19 protein-coding genes and 2 tRNA genes are annotated in these 21336 nt (G+C 62.0%); 8 read left to right on the top strand and 13 right to left on the bottom strand.

What is annotated here, in order from left to right; genetic code table 11:
* Positions 1-49: 49 nt before the first annotated feature.
* The gene (kdpD, locus tag RCH09_RS04610; protein ID WP_326939874.1) at positions 50-2758 is read left to right on the top strand and encodes a two-component system sensor histidine kinase KdpD; all 2709 of its coding nucleotides are present in this window, start codon (positions 50-52) and stop codon (positions 2756-2758) included.
* Positions 2755-3444, top strand: a complete 690-nt coding sequence (kdpE, locus tag RCH09_RS04605; RefSeq protein ID WP_326939873.1) for a two-component system response regulator KdpE — start codon at positions 2755-2757, stop codon at positions 3442-3444. The genes kdpD and kdpE overlap by 4 nt, the downstream gene beginning before the upstream one ends.
* Before the next feature lie 42 nt (positions 3445-3486).
* Here the strand turns inward: kdpE and RCH09_RS04600 are convergent, their stop codons facing one another.
* From RCH09_RS04600 to RCH09_RS04580, 5 genes are all read right to left on the bottom strand, one after another.
* The gene (locus tag RCH09_RS04600) at positions 3487-4725 is read right to left on the bottom strand and encodes an MFS transporter (protein ID WP_326939872.1); all 1239 of its coding nucleotides are present in this window, start codon (positions 4723-4725) and stop codon (positions 3487-3489) included.
* 93 nt (positions 4726-4818) lie between these two features.
* Entirely contained in the window at positions 4819-5964 is a 1146-nt protein-coding gene (locus RCH09_RS04595) for an ABC transporter substrate-binding protein (protein ID WP_326939871.1), read from the bottom strand.
* A 26-nt stretch (positions 5965-5990) separates the two neighbouring features.
* Positions 5991-6452, bottom strand: a complete 462-nt coding sequence (locus RCH09_RS04590) for a cache domain-containing protein (RefSeq protein WP_326939870.1) — start codon at positions 6450-6452, stop codon at positions 5991-5993.
* Between the two features lie 489 nt (positions 6453-6941).
* Complete coding sequence (locus RCH09_RS04585) at positions 6942-7811, bottom strand: pirin family protein (RefSeq protein WP_326939869.1); 870 nt, start codon at positions 7809-7811, stop codon at positions 6942-6944.
* A 21-nt stretch (positions 7812-7832) separates the two neighbouring features.
* The gene (locus RCH09_RS04580) at positions 7833-8225 is read right to left on the bottom strand and encodes an OsmC family protein (RefSeq protein ID WP_326939868.1); all 393 of its coding nucleotides are present in this window, start codon (positions 8223-8225) and stop codon (positions 7833-7835) included.
* Between the two features lie 66 nt (positions 8226-8291).
* Between RCH09_RS04580 and RCH09_RS04575 the strand changes: the two genes are divergently transcribed.
* Positions 8292-8828: a GNAT family N-acetyltransferase gene (locus tag RCH09_RS04575; RefSeq protein ID WP_326939867.1), complete on the top strand. Its 537-nt coding sequence runs from the start codon at positions 8292-8294 to the stop codon at positions 8826-8828.
* On the opposite strand, the gene pip is transcribed toward RCH09_RS04575, so the two are convergent.
* Positions 8812-9783: a prolyl aminopeptidase gene (pip, locus tag RCH09_RS04570; RefSeq protein ID WP_326939866.1), complete on the bottom strand. Its 972-nt coding sequence runs from the start codon at positions 9781-9783 to the stop codon at positions 8812-8814. The two genes, RCH09_RS04575 and pip, sit on opposite strands and share 17 nt — an antisense overlap.
* A 99-nt stretch (positions 9784-9882) precedes the next feature.
* On the opposite strand from pip, the gene RCH09_RS04565 reads away from it, so the two are divergent.
* The 5 genes from RCH09_RS04565 to RCH09_RS04545 all read left to right on the top strand — a co-directional run bounded on the left by RCH09_RS04565 (position 9883) and on the right by RCH09_RS04545 (position 13415).
* Positions 9883-10989 (top strand): S-(hydroxymethyl)glutathione dehydrogenase/class III alcohol dehydrogenase, encoded by a 1107-nt coding sequence (locus tag RCH09_RS04565; RefSeq protein ID WP_326939865.1) that lies wholly within the window; start codon positions 9883-9885, stop codon positions 10987-10989.
* Positions 10986-11831 carry an S-formylglutathione hydrolase gene (gene fghA, locus RCH09_RS04560; RefSeq protein WP_326940059.1) on the top strand — a complete coding sequence of 282 codons (846 nt, stop codon included), beginning with the start codon at positions 10986-10988 and terminating at the stop codon, positions 11829-11831. The genes RCH09_RS04565 and fghA overlap by 4 nt, the downstream gene beginning before the upstream one ends.
* 101 nt (positions 11832-11932) lie before the next feature.
* Positions 11933-12008 (top strand) — tRNA-Val (locus RCH09_RS04555).
* A gap of 35 nt (positions 12009-12043) precedes the next feature.
* Positions 12044-12120, top strand: a tRNA-Asp gene (locus RCH09_RS04550).
* 674 nt (positions 12121-12794) lie between these two features.
* Positions 12795-13415 carry a hypothetical protein gene (locus RCH09_RS04545; protein ID WP_326939864.1) on the top strand — a complete coding sequence of 207 codons (621 nt, stop codon included), beginning with the start codon at positions 12795-12797 and terminating at the stop codon, positions 13413-13415.
* A gap of 94 nt (positions 13416-13509) precedes the next feature.
* On the opposite strand, the gene RCH09_RS04540 is transcribed toward RCH09_RS04545, so the two are convergent.
* The 7 genes from RCH09_RS04540 to RCH09_RS04510 form a co-directional block, all read right to left on the bottom strand.
* Positions 13510-13674, bottom strand: coding sequence for a hypothetical protein (locus tag RCH09_RS04540; protein ID WP_326939863.1), 165 nt, complete (start codon positions 13672-13674; stop codon positions 13510-13512).
* The gene (locus tag RCH09_RS04535; RefSeq protein ID WP_326939862.1) at positions 13671-13982 is read right to left on the bottom strand and encodes a hypothetical protein; all 312 of its coding nucleotides are present in this window, start codon (positions 13980-13982) and stop codon (positions 13671-13673) included. The genes RCH09_RS04540 and RCH09_RS04535 overlap by 4 nt, the downstream gene beginning before the upstream one ends.
* Before the next feature lie 79 nt (positions 13983-14061).
* Positions 14062-15180, bottom strand: a complete 1119-nt coding sequence (dinB, locus tag RCH09_RS04530; RefSeq protein ID WP_442785003.1) for a DNA polymerase IV — start codon at positions 15178-15180, stop codon at positions 14062-14064.
* A 101-nt stretch (positions 15181-15281) separates the two neighbouring features.
* Positions 15282-15716, bottom strand: coding sequence for a hypothetical protein (locus tag RCH09_RS04525; RefSeq protein WP_326939860.1), 435 nt, complete (start codon positions 15714-15716; stop codon positions 15282-15284).
* 236 nt (positions 15717-15952) lie between these two features.
* Entirely contained in the window at positions 15953-17260 is a 1308-nt protein-coding gene (locus RCH09_RS04520) for a Xaa-Pro dipeptidase (protein WP_326939859.1), read from the bottom strand.
* A gap of 70 nt (positions 17261-17330) precedes the next feature.
* Positions 17331-18581, bottom strand: a complete 1251-nt coding sequence (locus RCH09_RS04515) for a serine hydrolase domain-containing protein (RefSeq protein WP_326939858.1) — start codon at positions 18579-18581, stop codon at positions 17331-17333.
* A gap of 460 nt (positions 18582-19041) precedes the next feature.
* Positions 19042-21105 (bottom strand): UvrD-helicase domain-containing protein, encoded by a 2064-nt coding sequence (locus tag RCH09_RS04510; protein ID WP_326939857.1) that lies wholly within the window; start codon positions 21103-21105, stop codon positions 19042-19044.
* Between the last annotated feature and the right edge of the window lie 231 nt (positions 21106-21336).

Raw genomic sequence — 21336 nt, 5'->3', positions numbered from 1 at the left:
CCTCCACGAACATGGCGGTTGCTGCAGCGCGAAACGGTAAGATACCTGCATGACCGACCTCCGCCCCGATCCCGACCAGTTGCTGCGCGAGTTGCAGGACGCGGAACACGCTGCGCGCCGCGGCAAGATGAAGATCTTCTTTGGCGCCTCGGCCGGCGTGGGCAAGACCTACGCGATGCTGCTGGCCGCGCACGAAGCGCGCCGCAGCGGCATCGACGTCGTGGTTGGCCTGGTGGAAACCCACGGGCGGCGCGAAACCATGGCGCTGCTGGACGGCCTGCCCGTCTTGCCGCTGCAACAGATTGCCTACCGCGAGCGCACGCTGCAGGAGTTCGACCTGGATGCGGCACTGGCGCGCAAGCCGGCGCTGATCCTGGTCGATGAACTGGCGCATTCGAACGCGCCCGGCTCGCGCCATCCGCGCCGCTGGCAGGACATCGAGGAATTGCTCGACGCCGGCATCGATGTCTTCACGACCATGAACGTGCAGCATCTGGAGAGCCTCAACGATGTGGTCGGCGGCATCACCAGTGTGCGGGTCTCCGAGACGGTTCCGGATACCGTGTTTGACCAGGCCGATGAGGTGGTGCTGGTCGACCTGCCGCCCGATGAATTGTTGCGCCGCCTGAAGCAGGGCAAGGTGTACCTGCCGCAGCAAGCCGAGCGCGCCGCGCAGAGTTTTTTCCGCAAGGGCAACCTGATCGCCTTGCGCGAACTGGCGCTGCGCCGCACCGCCAACCGGGTCGATGCCGATGTGCGTGCCTGGCGCCATGCCGAATCGATCCAGCGCGTCTGGGAAACCCGCGACGCGCTGCTGGTCTGCATCGGTCCGCGCCCCGGCTCGGAAAAAATCGTGCGCGCCGCGGCCCGTCTGGCCGATCGCCTCAATGCCGACTGGCACGCGGTGTATGTCGAAACCTCGCACCTGCAGCAGCTGCGCGAAACCGAACGCCAGCGCATCCTGAAAGTGCTGGCGCTGGCACAGGAACTCGGCGCGCACAGCGCCACCATCTCGGGCGAAAACGTGGTGGTGGCGCTGCTTGATTACGCGCGCGGCCACAACATCTCGCGCGTGGTGATCGGGCGTGCCGGACGCAACCGCTGGTGGCGTCAATCGGTCGCGCAAAGCCTGGCGCAGCAGGCCGCCGATCTGGACGTGATCCAGATCGCGCGCGACGATGCCGAGGCGCCGCTGGGCAATCGCGCCTGGGCCGTCACGGCCGCCGGCAGCGCGCGCGGCGAGGCGATCCGGCCATGGGGCTATCTGTGGGCGCTGGTCAGCAGCGCTGCCGCTGCCGGCGTCGCGCAATTGCTGTTTCCGTATTTCGAGCTGGCCAATATCGTCATGCTGTTTCTGCTGGCGGTAATGGTCACGGCGGCGCGCTTCGGGCGCGGCCCGTCCGCGCTGGCGGCAGTGGTGAATGTGCTGGTGTTCGATTTCTTTTTCGTGCAGCCGCGCTTTTCCTTTGCGGTGTCCGATGCGCAGTACCTGCTGACCTTCGCGGTGATGCTGGCGGTCGGCCTGATCACTGGCCAGCTCACTGCCAGCCTGCGCTATCAGTTGCGCGTGGCGGAACAGCGCGAAAGCCGCGCCCGGGCGCTGTATGAAATGGCGCGCGACCTGTCCGGCGCACTCACCACCGAGCAGGTGACCGAGATCTCCAACCGCAGCCTGGCGAGCGGCTTTAATGCCGCCACCGCGCTGCTGGTGGCGGACCTTGACGGACGTCTGCAGCTGTCGGCCGAGCCGGAAGCGCAACGGCTGGCGGCGGTCGATATCGCGATGGCGCAATGGGCTTACGACCATGCCCAGCCGGCCGGCGCCGGCACCGATACGCTGCCATCGAGTGCGCGTCTGTACCTGCCGCTGAAAGCGCCGATGCGCCTGCGTGGCGTGCTGGCGATCCAGCCGACTGTGCCGCGCTGGCTGATGGTGCCGGAACAGCGCCGCCAGCTCGAAACCTTCGCCTCGCTGATCGCCATCGCGCTGGAGCGCGTCCATTACGTCGATGTGGCGCGCAGCGCGCTGGTGCAGATGGAGTCGGAGCGGCTGCGCAATTCGTTGCTGTCGGCGCTGTCGCATGATTTGCGCACGCCACTGACGGCGCTGGTCGGGCTTGCGGATTCGCTGGTGCGCACGCAGCCGCCGCTGCCTGACGCCGCCGCCGACATGGCCCGCAGCCTGCATGCCGAAAGCCTGCGCATGAGCGCGCTGGTGGTGAATCTGCTGGACATGGCGCGACTCGAAGCCGGCGCCATCCAGTTGCGGCTGGAATGGCAATCGCTGGAAGAAGTCGTCGGCAGTGCACTGGCCGCCAGCCGCAGCCTGCTGGGCCGGCACAAGGTGGTGACCGCGCTGGCGCCCGATCTGCCGCTGGTGCGGTTTGACGCGGCACTGCTGGAACGGGTGCTGTGCAACCTGATCGAAAACGCCGTCAAATACACGCCGCCCGACTCCACCATCACGATCGCGGCAGAACCGTCCGGCGGCAGCATGCGGCTGACGGTGGCCGACAATGGGCCGGGCTTGCCAGCCGGCCAGATCAACCGGCTGTTCGACAAGTTCGCGCGTGGCGTGACCGAGTCGGCGATTCCCGGCGTCGGTCTCGGGCTGGCGATCTGCCGCGCGATTGTCGAGGCGCACGGCGGCACTATCGAAGGCGTCACCAATGCGGATGGCGGCGCCAGCTTTGTCATCAACTTGCCGTCGGGGCAGCCACCGTCGGTCGAACTGGAAGCGGCGGAGATGAAATCATGAGCGCCGGACAACAGAACGTGGTGGTGGTCGAAGACGAGGCGCAAATCCGCCGCTTCGTGCGCATTGCGCTGGAGGCCGAGCACTACAACGTGTTCGAGGCCGACACCCTGCAACGCGGCCTGATCGAAATCGCCACCCGCAAGCCCGACCTGGTGATCCTGGATCTCGGCCTGCCCGACGGTGACGGCGTGAACCTGATTCGCGACCTGCGCAGCTGGTCGTCCATCCCGGTGATCGTGCTGTCGGCGCGCAGCGAGGAGTCGCAAAAGATCGCCGCGCTGGATGCCGGCGCAGATGATTTTCTAAGCAAGCCGTTTGGCGTCGGTGAACTGCTGGCGCGGGTGCGCGTTGCGTTACGCCGCAGCGGCAATGGCGCCGAGGCGCAGTCGGTGATGCAGTTCGGCGACGTGGTGGTGGATATGACGAAGCGCACGGTGCACAAGGCCGGCGTGCCGGTGCATCTGACCCCGATCGAATACCGCCTGCTGACGCACTTGCTGGCGCATGCCGGCAAGGTGCTCACGCAACAGCAGATCCTGCGCGTGGTGTGGGGTCCGACGCATGTCGAGCGTCCGCACTATCTGCGGATCTACATGGGGCATCTGCGCCAGAAACTGGAGGATGATCCGGCCCAGCCGCGTTTTCTGCTCACCGAGACCGGGATCGGCTATCGGGTGATGCTGTGACTTGTACCGGGATTGCCTGCGCTGGCTGGTTCCCGGAAGCCCTCACACGGCCAGCGCGCGCGCCGCGCGGCGTGCCGTGTTGCTGCCAACTCTGACCGCGGTGGCAATCGCCATGACCTGGAACGTGCCGATCAGGACGAATACCCAGGAAGGATGACTTGCGTCCATCAAGGCGCCGAAAATCAGCGGTGCACCAGCCAGGCCGATGTCCAGCCCGGAATACACCACGCCATAGACGCGTCCGGTCGCATTTTTCGGCGCGGCGGCGCGGATCATCAGGTCACGCGACGGCCCGGCGACGCCGGCGCCAAATCCGATTCCACCCATCAGCAGCACCGCCATCCACGGCGCAATCCAGCCGGTCGCGACAACCAGCGCGGTCAATCCGGCCACGGCAAAGGCGAAGGCAATGATGCGATCGTGCCGCGCCGCCCTGGCCGCCAGAAAGCCGCCCCACACCATGCCGGCCGCAGAGGCCAGCATGTACGCGGTGTAACCGGTGGTCGCACCCACCAGCGAGAGGCCGTACAGCGCGCGCAGGCTGGCTGATGAAAAGCTCTGGATGCCACCCAGTGCCAGCGCGGTAATGGCGAAGAAGGCAAAGCACATCCAGACTGCCGGCAGGCGCAGGAAATCGAAGTTGCCATCTGCCAGCGGGACATCCGGTTTGTGCGATGGGGCAATGGCGGCGGCGCTGTCCTCGGGCTCGATGACATGGCGGTAGACAAACAGAATCGTCAGCATTGCGCAGGGAATGCATGCCGCCGCCAGCAGCGCGACGCGCCACGATGAAAAACTGGCAATGGTGGCGAGGAACACCGGCGCGGCGGCCCAGCCCAGATTGCCACTGATGCCATGCACCGAAAACGCATGGCCCAGGCGGGCAATCGACACGCGCTTATTGAGCAGGGTGTAATCGGACGGGTGAAATACGCTGTTGCCCAGTCCGGCCAGCATCGATCCCGCCAACAGCATGCCGTAACTCTGCGCTGCCGCCAGCACCAGTGCTGCCAGGGCCAGCAAGGCCATGCCCACCATCAGCACCCGGCGCGCACCAACCCGGTCGACCACGAACCCGGCCAGTGCCTGGCCGATTCCCGAGACGATGAAAAACATCGTCATCAGCAAGCCCAGCTCGGCATACGACAACACGAACGCCTCCTTCAGCCAGGGAAACAGCGGCGCCAGGATCAGATGGAAAAAATGCGAGACGCCGTGCGCCAGGCCGACCACGCCGATGATGCGGGCGTCCTGGCGAAAGGTTGGGGTGACTGCGGTCATGGATGTTCCTGGTGACGATCGTGTCCCAGACTGTACGCAATGTCGCGGCCCGGTGTCTACCGTGCCGTGCCAGCATCCGTTTGCGCGAGGCGCTTAATGAATCAGCTGCCCGTACCGGTTGATGATGGTCAGCTCGACGAAGCGCCCGCCGACCCGGTTGGTATCCGAAAAGCTCAGCGGAAAACCGCCGGCGTTGTAGGCGGTCAGCGTGCTCATTGCCGCCAGTACCCGCGCTGCGGTCGGATTGGCGCCGGCGTGGCGAATCCCCTCGACCAATACCTTGGCGGCGATGAATTCTTCCAGCGAGGTATAACTGTAGGCGGTGCCGGCCGGCGCATATTTCCTGATGGCTGCCTGGTACTCCTTGACCACCGGTACCGCGATCGAATTCGGGTTCGGCATCACTTGCGCAATACCGATGCCGCGCGCCTTGTCGGCGCCGATCAGCTTGACGATTTCAGTGGCATTCACCACCGAGATATTGAACAATTGATTGACGCTGCACAGCGCGCGGATTTCCTTGCTGAAGTTCGCCGTCGGGCGGTTCACCGAAATCATGATCACGGCTTGCGGATTGACGGCGCCGATTTTTTTTGCAGCATCCGAGATTTCCGCGGTGCCCTTTTCGTAGGTTGCCATCATCGCCGGCGTCAGGCCGCGCTTCTTGAGTGCGGCAATGACGCCATCGCGTCCCGATTCACCGAATGGATCGTTCTGATACATGATCGCGATGCGGTCCATTTTCAGCGTCACCAACTGGTCGACCATGGTGTCGGCCTCGTCCCAATAGCTGGCGCGGATATGGAAAATGTTGTGATTGTCCGGACCGCGCAAACCGGGTGCGCCGGTGTAGGGTCCGACCAGCGCGATGCCGGCGTTGTCGAGCACCTTTTGCTTTTGCAGTTCGCCGATATTTCCGGTGCCGGCAAAGCCGATCAGCGCCACCGGCTTGTCGTGCGCAATCAGGTCCAGGGTCTGGCGCACGGTTTCAGTCACGGTGTAGGCATCGTCGCGCACCTCGTGCCGGATCTTCGCACCATCGATGCCGCCCTCGGCGTTGACCGAATCAAAATAGATCCTTGCGCCCAGCACCATCTCGGCGCCGGTGCTGGCAATCACACCCGTCAGCGGCGCGACCTGACCGATCACGATGTCATTCTTTGCCGCGATGGCGCCTGGCAGGGCAAGCAGGCACATCAGGAAAAGCACGATGCTGCGGTTACCGCGTGGCTGGAACATGAGCTCTCCTGATGTGGGGTGGATGATTACTTGCGGTAGTAGCCGCTGGAAAAGACCAGGTCGCCGGATTTCTCGAAATACACGGTCTTGGCTTCAATATTTTTTGTCAGCGGATTCGGCCACTCGTAGTCGGCATTGCCCGAACCGTTGGCCTTGGCCTTGGACAGGATTTCCTTGATGAATTCCTTGCCACTGACATCCTTGATCGCACTGACATCCTTGCCGATCAATTTCGGGTTGGTACCGTGGGCCAGCACCATACCGTTCATGTCGTACACCGACAGATACAGATCGCGGTCAATGAACGCGCCCTTGTTGTCGGAGATGTCGGCCAGCGCCTTTTCCTTGCCGACCGCTTTCAAATGCGCCACGGCGCGTTTGACCATGGCGGTGGCATCTGCTGCGCTGGCGTGCTCTGCAGCACCCGCCGTCAGACTGAATAAGGCCATGGCGATGCCAAGCGTTGCCGAGCGAATAAATGTGTTCATGCGAATCCTTGTGACAGGTTGGTTAAAGAAAAAAATGAAACAGCGACGCCCAAAAAAACGTGACGCAGCCGCAGGGTGACCCTGCCAGACGTGCTTCGAAAAGGTGATGCAACAAACCAGGTGACAACGACGGCAAGCGCATTGCATGCACGAACCGGTGAGCGGGTGACGGGGGTACTACAGGATTGTCTCCGTCGTTTTTTTTACAGCCCGTGGACTATAAATATTTTTGTGAAGCGACTTTAGCGTCAATCTTTTGCGGCGGCAATACAGTAAAAATACGTATGATTCCCCCTGTGCCGGCCGTGCTGGCGTGCACAAAAACGTGTTGGCACGGAACGGTTTTTGAGGTTGGCGACAGGGTGTTTTGCAGGAGCCCGAATCAGGCCCGGGCGAGCGGAAGATGTGCATGTCGAGGCCGGCATCCGCAGCCGGATGCGCGGCACGGTGCGTCGCAACAGATCGTCGAAAAGCGCCTGCCGAAGGCGCCTATTTCCGTGCCGGCAGCGGAATGAATTCGGTTTCGCCCGGCACTTTCTCGAACAGTTGTGCCTCCCAGTCATCCTGTGCCTGCACGATGCGCTCCCTGCGACTGGAGACAAAATTCCAGACCATGAAGCGATGACCGAGCGGTGCACCGCCGACCATGACCAGGCGGGTGTTTTCCGTGGCGCGCACCAGCGGTGTGGCGCCTTCGGCCAGCACCACCATGGTGTGCGGCGGCACCAGTTCGTCATCCACCAGAATGCCGGCATCGACCGAATACAGGGCGCGTTCAAGCGCCACCGCCGGGATGCGAATCTGCGTGTCGGTGGCCATGGCAAAATCCACGTACACCGTCGGCGACAGTGTCTTGATCGGTGAGCTCACGCCGAATGCGGCGCCAACCAGCACGCGAATTGCGACGCCATCCTGCTCCAGCGCGGGAATGGTGTCGGCCGCGGCATGCTGAAATGACGGCGCATCCTCTTCGTGTTCGGCCGGCACCGCCACCCACAGCTGCAAGCCATGGGAGCGACGGGTGGTCGCCCGCAATGCGTCGGGGGTGCGTTCCGAATGGACGATGCCGCGCCCTGCCGTCATCCAGTTGACCGCGCCCGGCTCGATGCGCTGCACCACGCCGGTCGAGTCGCGATGCATCATCGCGCCTTCGAACAGATACGTCAGGGTGGCCAGTCCGATATGCGGATGCGGGCGCACGTCATGGTTGTCCGCCGGCCCCGCCGTCACCGGTCCGAAGTGGTCGAAGAACAGGAACGGTCCGACCGCCTGGCGCTGCGCCGACGGCAAGGCGCGGCGCACCAGGAAGCCACCGCCGAGATCGTGTTGATGGGGTGTGATGCGGTCAACTGGGGTCATGGCTGATCCTTGGAAAAATGCTCAGGCGACCAACGCCGTGGCGATGGCAAACTGGCCGCTGAGGGTCTTGTGCAACGGACACAGGTTGGCCACGCGCAGCAGATCGGCGCGCTGCGCGTCGTTCAATTCTCCGGTGAGCTGAATCTGGCGCGTCATCTGGTACAGGCCATTGGCCTCTTCGTGGGTGACGCTGACGGACGCGCCCTCCATCGGATATTGCTTGCGCTTGCTGTACAGTTGCAGCGTCAGCACGGTGCAGGAAGCCAGCGACGCATCCAGCAAATCGTGTGGCGTCGGCACCAGTCCGGAACCGCCTGCGTTGAGATCAAGATCGGCGGCAAAACGCGCATCGCCGGCGACAAGTTGCGCGACTGATTGGCCGGAATCAGCATTCCATTGGGCATGTACTGACATGATGGTGGTGCTCCTAGTTGACGGTGCAGGTGGTCAGTGTACGCGCAAGCGAAACGGGATTCAGCGATGACTTTTCAAATTCAAACCGCCACCGCCGACGACCATGGTCGGCTGGCCGCGCTCATCGAGATCTCGGCGCGCGCGCTCAGCGCCGGCTACTACAGCCCGGCCCAAACCGAGGGTGCGATCGCGCAGGTATTCGGCGTCGATTCACAGCTCATTGTCGACGGCACCATGTATCTGGCGCGCGAGCACGGACAGCTCATCGGCTGCGGCGCATGGAGTGCGCGACAAACCCTGTATGGCGGCGATCAGGTCGCCGGACGCCTTGATCGCAGGCTCGATCCGGCCACCGACGCGGCACGCATCAGGGCGTTCTTCGTGCACCCGGCGCATGCCCGGCGCGGTATCGGACGCGCACTACTGGCGGCCTGCGAACAGGCTGCAATGGCGGCCGGCTATTGCCGCGCCGAACTGGTCGGCACCCTGCCTGGGGTGCCGTTGTACACCGCGCTGGGATACATCGCGGTGGCGCCAGTGGAGATCGATCTGGGCCAGGGCTTGACCTTGCCGTGCCAGAAGATGGTCAAGCAGCTGGGTTGAAATCCCGGCGCTGGCGAAACGCTTCGGTGGCCGCCACTAATGCCGCTGCGGTACCAGTCTCCAGCGCGGCATGACCGGCGTCGGCGATCAGTTGCAGCCGCGCCTCGGGCCAGGCAGCGTGCAACTGGAACGCCGCCAGCGGCGGACAAACGACGTCATAGCGCCCTTGCACAATCACGGCCGGCAGATGGCGGATGCGGTCGACGCCGTCGAGCAACTGGTTTTCGGCGAGGAAGCAGGCATTGCGCATGTAGTGCGCTTCCAGCCGGCCGAGGCCGAGGCTGACGACATCCGAATCGGCTTCTTCCGGGCGCGGCAGCAGAAACAGGCAGCTGCTTTCATAGCGCGCCCAGTTGCGCGCCGCCGGCATGTAGACCGCCGGATCGTCGCTAAACAGCAGCTTGCTGTAGGCCGCGATCAGGTCACCGCGCTCTGCCGCCGGAATGTGCTCGGCAAAGCGCCGGTGCGCATCCGGGTAGAACCACTTGATGCCGTTGATGAACCAGTCGGTCTCGGCCTTCGATCCCAGAAAAATCCCGCGCAGGATGAATCCCAGGCAGGATTGCGGATGCGCCTGGCCGTACGCCAGTGACAACGTCGAGCCCCACGAACCGCCGAACACCAGCCATTGGTCGATCTCCAGCAGCATGCGCAACTGCTCGATGTCGCCAACCAGCAGTTGCGTGGTGTTGTCGCGGTATTCACCGAGCGGGGTCGATTTGCCGGCGCCACGCTGGTCGAACAGCACGATGCGATAGAACTTCGGATCAAAGAAACGCCGGTGCATCGGCCCGATGCCGCCGCCGGGGCCGCCGTGCAGGAACAGCACCGGCAAGCCGTCGGGATTGCCGCACTCCTCCCAATACAATTCATGGACGGCGTCGACGGCCAGTCGGCCGGTGCGGAACGGCTCAATGGGTGGAAACAGGACGGCTTCAGTGGAGGGAATGGACATGGTGCTTTCTGGGGCAAAGAAAAGTTTGGGAATTACACCGATAATGGCGCAATCCGACATGCATCCCGATCATAAACCAGACCACAGCGAGAACGCGCGATGAAAACAAAAGCAGCCGTAGCATGGGCGGCCGGACGGCCCCTGACGATCGAAGACGTCGAACTCGGCGGCCCCCGCGCCGGTGAAGTCCTGATCGAAATCAAGGCCACCGGCATCTGCCACACCGACTACTACACCCTCTCGGGCGCCGACCCGGAAGGCTTGTTCCCGGCCATTCTTGGCCATGAAGGCGCCGGCATCGTGGTCGATGTCGGGCCGGACGTGAAATCCATCCGCAAGGATGATCACGTGATCCCGCTCTACACACCGGAATGCCGGCAATGCAAATTCTGCCTGTCGCGCAAGACCAACCTGTGCCAGGCGATCCGCAGCACCCAGGGACGCGGCCTGATGCCGGACGCGACCAGCCGTTTTTCGATCGATGGCAAGCCGCTGTATCACTACATGGGCACCTCGACCTTCTCCAATTACATCGTGGTGCCCGAGATCGCGGTGGCCAAGATTCGCAGCGACGCGCCGTTCGACAAGGTTTGCTATATCGGCTGCGGCGTCACGACCGGCGTTGGCGCCGTGATCTTTACTGCCAAGGTGGAGGCTGGCGCGAACGTGGTGGTGTTTGGTCTGGGCGGGATTGGCCTGAACGTGATCCAGGCCGCCAAGATGGTCGGCGCCGACAAGATCATCGGCGTCGATCTGAACCCGGCGCGCGAAGCCATGGCGCGCAAGTTCGGCATGACCCACTTCGTCAATGCCAAGGAAGTCGAGAACGTGGTCGACCATATCGTGCAACTGACCGATGGCGGCGCCGACTATTCGTTTGAGTGCATCGGCAACACCAAGGTCATGCGACAGGCACTGGAATGCACGCACAAGGGCTGGGGCAAGTCGATCATCATCGGTGTCGCGGAAGCCGGCGCCGAAATCAGCACCCGTCCGTTTCAGCTCGTCACCGGGCGCGAATGGAAAGGCTCGGCCTTCGGTGGCGCGCGCGGCCGCACCGATGTGCCGAAGATTGTCGACTGGTACATGGAAGGCAAACTCAACATTGATGATCTGATCACCCACCGGCTGCCGCTGGAGGGCATCAACGAAGGCTTCGATCTGATGAAAAGTGGCGAATCGATTCGCTCGGTGGTGCTGTTCTGATGGAACGCATCAGCGAACAGGCCTGCTTCGGCGGCGTCCAGGGCGTGTACCAGCACGTCTCGGATGTGATCGGATTGCCGATGCGCTTCTCGGTGTTCCAGCCACCGCAGGCCAAGGACGGACCGGTGCCGGTGTTGTTCTTCCTGGCCGGCCTGACCTGCAACGAAGAAACCTTCATGATCAAGGCCGGTGCGCAGCGCTATGCCGCCGAGCACGGCATCATGCTGGTCGCGCCCGATACCAGTCCGCGCGGCACCGGCATCGATGGCGTGGCCGACAGCTGGGACTTCGGCGACGGCGCGGGCTTTTATCTGGATGCCACCGAAGCCCCCTGGTCCAGCCACTTCCGCATGGAGTCGTATCTGGTGCACGAGTTGCGCGCCCTCGTCACGCGCCAGTTTCCGGCCCGCTCCGAGGCGATTGGCGTGTTTGGCCACTCAATGGGCGGACACGGCGCATTGACACTGGCGCTGCGGCATCCGTCGGTGTTCCGCTCGGTCTCGGCCTTTGCGCCGATTGCCGCGCCGTCGCAGTGTCCGTGGGGCGAACAGGCGTTCGGTCGCTATCTGGGCCCGGATCGCGGCGCCTGGGCCGAGCACGACGCCAGCGCGCTGATGGCCAATCGCACCACGCCATTTCCGGGCGGGATCCTGATCGATCAGGGTCTGGCCGACAAATTCCTCGACGCGCAATTGCTGCCCGACCAATTCGAAGCCGCCTGCCGGATCGCGCAACAGCCACTGACCCTGCGCCGCCACCCGGGTTACGAGCACGGCTACTACTTCATTGCCAGTTTCATGGCCGACCATCTGGCATTCCATCGTGACTGCCTGGCGGATTAATGGAGTTTTTTTGCAGTTGCGCTAGCCAAATGAAATGATCTGTTGTAGACTTCGGCCCCTTCAGGTGTGAACGTTTGCACCGCGATTGCAGCGTCAAAGCCGGGTGCTTAGCTCAGTTGGTAGAGCGGCGCCCTTACAAGGCGTAGGTCGGGGGTTCGAGCCCCTCAGCACCCACCACGCAATTCGCAGCATGAAGATGTCGTATCAGTTTTGGAGTGGTAGTTCAGTTGGTTAGAATACCGGCCTGTCACGCCGGGGGTCGCGGGTTCGAGTCCCGTCCACTCCGCCAATTAAAAAATGCCCGCGCAAGCGGGCATTTTTGTTTGTATCGTTACCTTTCGCCCGCTTGCGGGCGCTGCAACCGGCGTGGAGCAAGCCGCCTGCGCGGCTTGCGGCGCGACGAGAAGCGATGCGCTTGCAAGCGCATCGGCGGCCTGCCCGAGGTAGGCGAGTCCCGTCCACTCCGCCAATTAAAAAATGCCCGCGCAAGCGGGCGTTTTTGTTTGCATCGTCACCTTTCGCCCGCTTGCGGGCGCTGCAACCGGCGTGGAGCAAGCCGCCTGCGCGGCTTGCGGCGGGACGCGAAGCGATGCGCTTGCAAGCGCATCGGCGGCCCGCCCGAGGTAGGCGAGTCCCGTCCACTCCGCCAATTAAAATTCACGCACGTTCGTATCGCCGTGATGCCGACTGCATCCTCACGACGCCTGCCCATACCGGTTGCCTGCTTCAATTCCATCGACGCAGTATGACTGCGCGGCGTGGAACTGCTTTGACAAAGACGTCACTCATCCCATGTCAGGATACTTTCCATCGAAATTGAGGCGGTGGAAAATCCGGGACATGGCGACGACAAGCGCGATACCGCGGCCACCGGATTTGAATCGAATGGGGATTGACTGCGTGTGGGAACCAATCTGTATCGACAGGGGTACTTAACGGTTTTTAACTTTTAGGAGAAATACCATGGCAACTCAAAACGTAACGTATAGTCGCAACGTACTTCCAGATTTGCCTTCAAGTACCCAACCAGACCACACCGGTAATTCCGGTTTTGGCGGGCTGACAAGTGCCCAAATCAATGAGATGACCGACGATGAGTTTCAAACCGGCCTGAATAATTCATCGCTCGAAGTTCTGATCAGTGTCGGAGAAAATGTAGATATCGATTCAGCGCGGAGTACCCAAGCGAAAGAGAAATTTGCGCGGAGCATCAATAATATGACCGACGACGACTTTAAAACCTTCCTGGAAACGGCATCGACTGGCGTTCTGAGCAAGATCAAAGAGAATGAAGATATCGATTCAACCAAGAAGACCGCCGCGGACGAAAGAATTACGCTCCGCTCCGGCGCCAACGGTTTTGACGGGCTTACGGCTACGGAAATCAATAACATGACCTCCAACCAGTTTCTGGAAGGTTTGGCGAATTCATCGGCAGCCGTTCTGACAGCGGTGTCTAACAATTCTGATGTCAATAAAGAGAAAAGGGACCACGCAAAAGCTTCAATTCCATATGCAGGCAATGGTCCAAAGGACATTGACGCCAGGAACCAGGGGAGCGGCGGGACTAACGAAATACGCTAAAAGTGTAATCCGAACCATGCCCGGCGGACTGTAGAGAACGAGCGCTGCAATCTGCCCTTTTGCAGACCCGTCAGGACCGTGATTCTCACTCGTTTCAACCTGGCCCCATCTGCGCCAACGCTTCCTGCTGGGCCGTCCATTGCGCGTCGAGCATGGTAACTTCCTTTGCATAAAAAGTCTGGTCGTTGCGCCGCGTTTTCAATTCCTTCTTGTTGACGCAGGCGTACATTTCCGGATTTCCCGGATGCTGATCGATCACGGCTTTTTGCGCGCGGCCACGTTCTGCCGTTCTTCGGCATCGGTACGCTTCCAGTTTTTTTTGCCGCTGAGCGCGGGTGCAATCACGCTGGCCGCGTTGTCTGCGATCGGCGGCAATGCGGTGCCGACCGCATTCGCTTTAGTCGCCAGCCTGGTCTTGAACAGCCATGCCTTGTCATCGTCGGGATCGCCATCGAACGGTTGCAGTTTGCCGTTTGCGAGGATGATGAATTGATCGGTGGTAGCGCGCAGCAAATGACGCTCATGCGCCACCCGCACCAGCGTACCTTCGCATTGCGCCGACGCCATCAACCTTGACACTGCTCAGGACAATGCGTAGTTCCTGCTCACGAACGGTTGGCACGATATGGTCCAGATGCGACAGCGACTAGTCGTCCCGCATCCCGGTGGCGTCAACGAACAACCCCAACTGCGTGTCATCGCCGTCCACCTCCTCCAGTCGCACACCCGCGCCAAGCAGCCGCACCGGCAGGCCACGGCGCTCGAAGCCGGTTTGCAGCAGTTGATGCAGCATCGCGCGATCAATATGACTGGCGAGGCACTCAACAGTGGTCTGGCGAAAATCCGAGAAGCGGATCTTGATGAACAGCTTGTGGATGTGTTCGCCGGCTTCGGCCCGCAACACGCGCGCCATCAACGAATCGATCAGCGGATCGAGCTCAACTGCGCAGGCGGGCAGATCGGGCAGATCGACGACATAGGTCTCTTCGACACTCACGGACTTGCGCTCCGAATGCGGGTTGACCTCGCGTTCGTCGAGTCCGCGGCAGAGGTTGTACAGCCGCTCGCCGAACTTGCCGAAGTGCTGTGCCAACTGGGCGCGCGACCAGCTGCGCAGATCGGCGCAGACGTTGGCGCCGAGGGCGTTCAGGCGCGCCGCGGTGACCTTGCCGACGCCATGCAGCTTCTTCACCGGCAGGGCCGCGACAAAGGCGTCGATCTCATGCGGGAGCACGACGAACTGGCCATTCGGTTTGTTCCAGTCGCTGGCGATCTTGGCAATGAATTTGTTGGAGGCGATGCCGGCCGAGGCGGTGATGCCGACCGTCGCCTCGATGCGCGCGCGAATCTCCTGCGCGATCAAGGTGGCGCTGCCGCCGTGCTGGGTCGCATGCGTGACGTCGAGATAGGCTTCGTCGAGTGACAGCGGCTCGACCAGCGCGGTGTAGTCGCGATAAATCGCCAGGATCTGGCGCGACGCGATGCGGTATTTTTCCATGGCCGGGCGCAGCACCACCAACCCCGGACAGCGCTGGATCGCCTGCGATGTCGCCATCGCCGAGCGCACGCCGAATTTGCGCGCGGCGTAGTTGCAGGTCACCACCACGCCGCGCTGGTCGGCACGGCCGCCGACGGCAACCGGCAGATCGCGCAGCGACGGGTCATCGCGCATCTCGACCGCGGCATAAAAGCAGTCGCAATCGCAATGGATGATTTTTCTCTGGGGTGGTTTCAATGGAGCCGGGCGGTCGAAAAGATTATCCATTTTACTGGCTGCACTGACCGTGCATGCGATCGCGTTGCCCAAAAAAAATCCGCCGCACCCGTTGGACGGGGTGCGGCGGATGTTACTGCCGGCGGGTTCTATCAGTTACCGATAGCGGGGGTGTCGCCCATTTTCTTGTCCGCTGCCATGCCGGATTTACGCGCCTGGCTGGACTCACGTTTTTCAGCTTTCAGATCGGACTTGGCCTGGGCCTTGTCTTCCTTGTACTCGTCCTTGGCTGTCGATTTGCGGGCTTTATATTCGGCATTGGCTGCCGCGTCCGCTTGACGCTTCTGGACGATCGGATCAGCCGATGTCGAGCCGCTTGCACCGGCGCCTACCGAACCGGAAGCCGGACTCATTGGGATGACAGAATTGCCTGGAGCAGTGACGGTGCCGCCGCCTTGTATGGTGGCACCGGCTGGCGTGGCGCCAGTGGCCGAGGTTGAGGTTGAAATGCCGGCGGTTTGCGCCACAGCGAAATTGGCAAACACGAGAACAGCAGAACCAAGCAGGAGTTTAGGTAATTTCATCATGGGTAGATCCTTTATTCAAGAAATTGACGGGACGGTGATTTGTCCGGAAGGATGACGCAGCGAAATTCGTTCACTTACATGCGGTCATGCCTGACTGACACGGTGCCGTTGCGCTAAGTTCAGCCGGATCGCCCTGTCGTATCCTTTCCTTACATCTTTCCCCAGCATGAAAATGCCGTTTTGGCGACGCCGAAACCGCCGCAGCCCAGCGTGGGCGCGGCCTCAGCGCCTCGCCGCTAGCGCGCCGCCGCGGTATGCACCACCTGCCCGCCTTTCATCACGAATGCGACGCTGGTCAACACCGTGACATCGGCAGTCGCATCCTTGTCAACCGCAATGATGTCGGCAAACTTGCCCGCCTTGATGCTGCCGATCCGGTCTTTCCAGCCCATCAGATCGGCCGCATCGATGGTCGCCGAGCGAATCGCCTGCATCGGGGTCATGCCGTACTTGACCATGTAGAAAAACTGCCTGGCGTTGTCGCCATGCGGATACACGCCTGCGTCGGTGCCGAATGCCATGCGGTCACCACCGACCAGCGCGCGACGAAAATTATCGCGCTGCAGCTGGCCGATCTTGCGTTCCTTTTCCAGTGACTCGGGCAGGAAGCCGGCCTTCTCGCCCTCGGCCAAGATGTAATCGTCGTCGTAAATATCCATCACCAGCACGGTGCCTTTCTGCTTCGCCAGACGGATGCCGTCGGCATCGATGAGGCTCGCATGTTCGATCGAATCGACCCCGGCCAGAATCGCATCGCGAATGCCGCTGGTACCGTGGGCGTGCGCCGCGACCTTGCGACCGAGCTTGTGGGCTTCATCGACAATGGCCTGCATTTCTTCCAGTGTGTACTGCTGCGCGCCGGCTTCATCGCCTTTCGACAGTACCCCGCCAGTGGCGCAGATCTTGATCATGTCGGCGCCGAACTTGACCATTTCGCGCACCTTGGTGCGGGCCGCCCACGGACCGTCGGCCACGCCGGCGCCGGTGTCGTTGTACTCCGGCGGCAGCAGGTTGTTATCGCAGTGCCCGCCCTTGATGCCGAGTGCATACCCCGACACCTGCATGCGCGGACCAGGCGTGTCGCCGTCGTTGATGGCATCGCGCAGCGCGACATCGCCGAAGCCCTCCGCGCCAACGTTGCGCACGGTCGTGAAGCCGGCGTTGAGCGTATCTCGGGCAGCACGTACGCCATATAACGCGGCGCGAATCTTCGAGGTGCCCAGACCGATGTAGCCATGTTCATGCGGGTTGCTGGTGAGGTGGGTGTGCGCGTCGATCAGGCCGGGCAGGACCATCGATTGGGACAGGTCGATCACCTGCGCGCCGGCGGGAATCGGCGTCGAAGCCGCCGGGCCGACCGCGCTGATGCGCTCGCCATCAATGAGGATGACCTGATCGTTCAGCACCCGGGCAGCCTCGACATCAATCAGTTTGCCGGCCTTGATGGCGGTAATCTGGTGCGGACCATCGGCCGCGAACGCGCAGGCGGCCGCGACCGTCAACAGGCAAAGCGCACTGGCGTGATGCAAATAGGGAACAGGCATGGATTCTTTCGGTAGGTGAAAAAAGAGACTGCAAGGTAGTACGAAAGGCGGTACGGAGCGAAAGCCGTCCTCACCATGTCCCGTAGTGCTGCACCACGCCGCGCCAGAAGGCGTCGGCGTCGCGCGCCAATGTGGTTTGGCCGGTCTTGGCAGTGGCGTTCGCCGAGGTTTGCACCATCACCAGTTTTTGCCCGGGATCGATGAAGATCATTTGTCCGTACACACCCAGCATGGCGAAGCGGCGGGTCTTGCCGGGGAACAGCCAGAACTTGTAGCCATAGCCGTAATACGGTGCCGCCTGACCGGGTCGGAACGCCTCGGGCACGCGCTGCCAGTCGGTCGCATCAAGCAGGAATTCACGCGGGATGATCTGCGCTTTGGCCGGATCGTCCGGGCGCACGCCATCGTTGGCCAGGACGATGGCGAGCCTGGCGTAATCCCGCAGCGTTGCATTGAAATTGCCGGCGGCGACTTCCAGCCCGGTCTTGTCGGTGCGCCACAACGCCGACGTTTCGGCACCGATTGGCTGCCACAGCCGTGTACTCAGATAGTCGCTGAGGCTGCCGCCGGTGGCGCCGCGCAACACGGCGCCCAGCATGGCGGTTTCCGCGCTGGCGTAATTGAAATGGACGCCCTGCGCAAAGTCGCGCTCGGTGACGACCCGGGCCGCCGCCTCCAGGCCGTCACGGCCGGACGCCGTGCCAAAGCGTGCCATATCGTCCTTGCCATCGTAACGCTCGGTAAAGCGCGCACCCGACGCCATGCGCAATAAATTGCGGATCGTGGTTTCGCCGTACAGCGTGCCGGCGATCTTCGGCGCGTAGTGATCGGCGCGCTCGTCGAGTGAGGCGATCAGGCCCTCCTGCACGGCCATGCCGATGGCCAGCGCAACGATCGACTTGGACATCGAGTTCGACAGAAACCGGTCTTGTGCAGTGCGCCCGTATTGGTAGCGTTCCACCTGCACCACGCCATCCTTGATGATCATCAGTCCCATCACGCGCTGGCGGTCGAGGTAGTCGTCCACGGTCAGATTGCGATATTGATCGACGTTCCAGCGCAACACCGGCTCGCGGCTCGCCTGCGGCAGTGGCATGGGGCGCGCCGATGGCTGGAGGGCATTGACGCCACCGCGCTGGATACCGTCGATTTCCGCTTGATGGGTAAATGAACCGACGCGCACGGATTCGTCGGTGAACCAGTTCATGCGCGTGCCGACCGGGTAGCCCTGCGCCTTGCCGAGCTTGTCTTCATCAGGCGCGGCATGGACGGCGCCCGCGCAAAGGGTCATCAGGAAGAGGGACATTGATGCTGGATGCATGGCGCTTTTCTTTCTCAGGACTCCCGGCTTGATTATTCGCAAGCCGGCATGCCAATGGATTGGGCATGATGCTGTACATATACACAGTGCGGAACAGACGTGAAAGACGTTACTACCACCATCACCGCGTCGGGCTTGTCGGCGCGAGCCATGCTTTGCGTTCACGACAAGTTGCCGAGTTTAAGGGCGACATGGCCTCATGTCTACTGGGCAAGATTTGTCGCGCGATGCCGGCTCATCCGGGGGTGCCACCGGGCTAGCCCGCAGGCGCCGGGATCACAGGAGGGACCAGCCGCGATCGATGCATTGGAAGTGCGAGCGGAATTCAGGCTGTGTGCTGTACTTCGACCGCGCCCGTTGAATCGCACGGAGGGCAAGGCGAACCATGGCGGTCTCGAAATGATGACGAAGATCGTGCGCCGCGCACCACCGACACGTTGAGCGTCGCGCGCGACGTGGCTTATCCGACGCGCGGCTTCTGCAACAGCGCCTTCAGATTCGCCAGCCGGTTCTGCGGCGTGATGATCTCGGCCTCGGTCGGCACAGCGTCGCCTTCGTCGAGTTTCATCTCGCCAATGAAGCGCGATATTTCGCAGTTGATGCTTTCGCGCGCACGTTTGCGCCGCTTGCACCAGGTCACATGCAACGAGCGTTGCGCGCGCGTGATGCCGACATACATCAAGCGCCGCTCTTCCTCGATGCGCGCGCCCATCGTCTCGAAGGGTGCGTCCGGATCGCCCTTGTGCGGCAGGATGCCTTCCTCAACCCCGACCAGGAAGACGTGCGGAAATTCCAGTCCTTTTGACGCGTGCAGCGTGGACATGCGCACGGCGTCGGGCTCTTCATCGCGGCCTTCGAGCATGGTCATCAGCGCCACCATCTGGGTCAATTCGAGCAGGCTCTTTTCCGGTCCGTCGCCATCCTTGCCGCCGCTGCCCTTTTCCTTCAGCCAGCTGGTGAAATCAATGACGTTCTGCCACTTGCTCTGTGCCTGACGGTCATCGAAGTTGTCGTACAGGTAGTGCTCGTAATCGATCTCTTTCATCATGTCATCGAGGACGCTGCCGGCATCGTCGCCACTATTGGCGGCGCCCGCTCGGCTGGCGCGCGCTTCGAGCTGGTTGATGAAATTGCAGAAGTCGCGCAACGGCTTGAGTTGCCGGTCGGGCAGTTTCGATTCGAGGCCGCCCTTGAAGACCGCCTCGAACAGCGAGCATTGCCACTGCCCGGCGAAGGCGCCCAATACCTCGAGCGTCGACTGGCCGACACCGCGCTTGGGCGTGGTCACCGCGCGGATGAATGCCGGATCGTCGTCGCCGTTCGAAATCAACCGCAAATAACTGATGATGTCCTTGATCTCGGCGCGATCAAAAAAACTCTGCCCGCCCGACATGGTGTACGGAATGCGTTCCCGCCGCAGTGCCTTTTCGAAGACCCGCGCCTGATGGTTGCCGCGGTACAGGATGGCGTAATCGGAAAACTTGGCGCGCCGTTCGAATCGGTGCGCCGACAGCGTAATGGCCACCTGGTCGGCTTCGGTTTCATCGTCCTCCATCGCCATCACCTTGACCGGGTCGCCGAGCCCGTGTTCGGACCACAGCGATTTGTCGAACAGCTTCGGGTTATTGCCGATGACGGCGTTGGCGGCGCTGAGGATGCGCGTACTGGAGCGGTAATTCTGTTCCAGCTTGATGACTTTCAGATCCGGAAAATCAACTTGCAGCGTCTTCAGGTTCTCGATGGTGGCGCCGCGCCACGCATAGATGGCCTGGTCATCGTCGCCGACCGCCGTAAACAACGGCTTCTTGCCGATGCCGGTGACCAGCAACTTGACCAGCTCGTACTGGCAGGTGTTGGTGTCCTGATATTCATCCACCAGCAGATAGCGCAGGCGCCGCTGCCACTTGTCGCGCACCGCGTCATGGCTGCGAAACAGCTCAACCGGCAGGCGGATCAGGTCGTCAAAATCCACCGCCTGGTAGGCCGACAAGGTCGCAACGTAACTGCGGTAGATGCGCGCGGCCTGGGCTTCGTCCTCATCCACCGCCTGTTTCAGCGCGGTGTCGGGATCGATCAGACCGTTCTTCCACAGCGACATGGCACCCTGAATGCGCCGGATCAATTGCTTGTCCGTGGTGACGGCAAGATCCTGCACCAGCGAAAAGCAGTCGTCGCTGTCCATGATCGAAAAACGGTCCTTCAAACCCAGTTCGCGCGCCTCCTGGCGCAGGATCTTCACGCCGAGCGAGTGAAACGTACTGACCGTGAGCTGCTTGGCCTGCTTTGGCGCTTTCAGCAATTTGGCGATGCGCTCCTGCATTTCCAGCGCGGCCTTGTTGGTAAAGGTCAGCGCGGCGATATGCCTGGCTTCGTAGCCGCAATCTTCGATCAGATGGGCAATCTTTTGCGTGATCACGCGAGTCTTGCCCGACCCGGCGCCAGCCAGCACCAGGCACGGCCCATCGAGATAATTCACGGCGTCGCGCTGCGGCGCGTTCAGGCCAAACGGGGGAGTCGAAGACATGCGAAAGGGAGGTGGCGAAGCAAGGGTGGGATTGTACAGCCTGGCCTGGGTGGTTCGCCCGTGCTGAAGTGATTGTCGTGGTTACCTGTTGGCGAGCTGTTCGGCAACGATGGCGCCCTGCCTGCGTCACGTGTTCCGCGCCTGGATTGGCGAAGCGCAACCTGGCGACTGGATGACATTTTGCAAAGGCAATTCCGCCACAAAATAATTAAAATAATCGTGTAAAACAAT

It is taken from the genome of Actimicrobium sp. GrIS 1.19, from assembly GCF_035984655.1.
Lineage (GTDB): Bacteria > Pseudomonadota > Gammaproteobacteria > Burkholderiales > Burkholderiaceae_D > Actimicrobium.
Note: the sequence above shows the minus strand (reverse complement) of the source record. Positions and strands in the feature narration are given on the sequence as shown.

What these genes read in the sequence shown, in the direction of transcription:
- kdpD (WP_326939874.1), top strand. Translation starts at nt 50, where the DNA reads ATGACCGACCTCCGCCCCGATCCCGACCAGTTGCTGCGCGAGTTGCAG.
- kdpE (WP_326939873.1), top strand. Translation starts at nt 2,755, where the DNA reads ATGAGCGCCGGACAACAGAACGTGGTGGTGGTCGAAGACGAGGCGCAA.
- RCH09_RS04600 (WP_326939872.1), bottom strand. Translation starts at nt 4,725, where the DNA reads ATGACCGCAGTCACCCCAACCTTTCGCCAGGACGCCCGCATCATCGGC.
- RCH09_RS04595 (WP_326939871.1), bottom strand. Translation starts at nt 5,964, where the DNA reads ATGTTCCAGCCACGCGGTAACCGCAGCATCGTGCTTTTCCTGATGTGC.
- RCH09_RS04590 (WP_326939870.1), bottom strand. Translation starts at nt 6,452, where the DNA reads ATGAACACATTTATTCGCTCGGCAACGCTTGGCATCGCCATGGCCTTA.
- RCH09_RS04585 (WP_326939869.1), bottom strand. Translation starts at nt 7,811, where the DNA reads ATGACCCCAGTTGACCGCATCACACCCCATCAACACGATCTCGGCGGT.
- RCH09_RS04580 (WP_326939868.1), bottom strand. Translation starts at nt 8,225, where the DNA reads ATGTCAGTACATGCCCAATGGAATGCTGATTCCGGCCAATCAGTCGCG.
- RCH09_RS04575 (WP_326939867.1), top strand. Translation starts at nt 8,292, where the DNA reads ATGACTTTTCAAATTCAAACCGCCACCGCCGACGACCATGGTCGGCTG.
- pip (WP_326939866.1), bottom strand. Translation starts at nt 9,783, where the DNA reads ATGTCCATTCCCTCCACTGAAGCCGTCCTGTTTCCACCCATTGAGCCG.
- RCH09_RS04565 (WP_326939865.1), top strand. Translation starts at nt 9,883, where the DNA reads ATGAAAACAAAAGCAGCCGTAGCATGGGCGGCCGGACGGCCCCTGACG.
- RCH09_RS04545 (WP_326939864.1), top strand. Translation starts at nt 12,795, where the DNA reads ATGGCAACTCAAAACGTAACGTATAGTCGCAACGTACTTCCAGATTTG.
- RCH09_RS04535 (WP_326939862.1), bottom strand. Translation starts at nt 13,982, where the DNA reads ATGGCGTCGGCGCAATGCGAAGGTACGCTGGTGCGGGTGGCGCATGAG.
- dinB (WP_442785003.1), bottom strand. Translation starts at nt 15,180, where the DNA reads ATGGATAATCTTTTCGACCGCCCGGCTCCATTGAAACCACCCCAGAGA.
- RCH09_RS04525 (WP_326939860.1), bottom strand. Translation starts at nt 15,716, where the DNA reads ATGATGAAATTACCTAAACTCCTGCTTGGTTCTGCTGTTCTCGTGTTT.
- RCH09_RS04520 (WP_326939859.1), bottom strand. Translation starts at nt 17,260, where the DNA reads ATGCCTGTTCCCTATTTGCATCACGCCAGTGCGCTTTGCCTGTTGACG.
- RCH09_RS04515 (WP_326939858.1), bottom strand. Translation starts at nt 18,581, where the DNA reads ATGCATCCAGCATCAATGTCCCTCTTCCTGATGACCCTTTGCGCGGGC.
- RCH09_RS04510 (WP_326939857.1), bottom strand. Translation starts at nt 21,105, where the DNA reads ATGTCTTCGACTCCCCCGTTTGGCCTGAACGCGCCGCAGCGCGACGCC.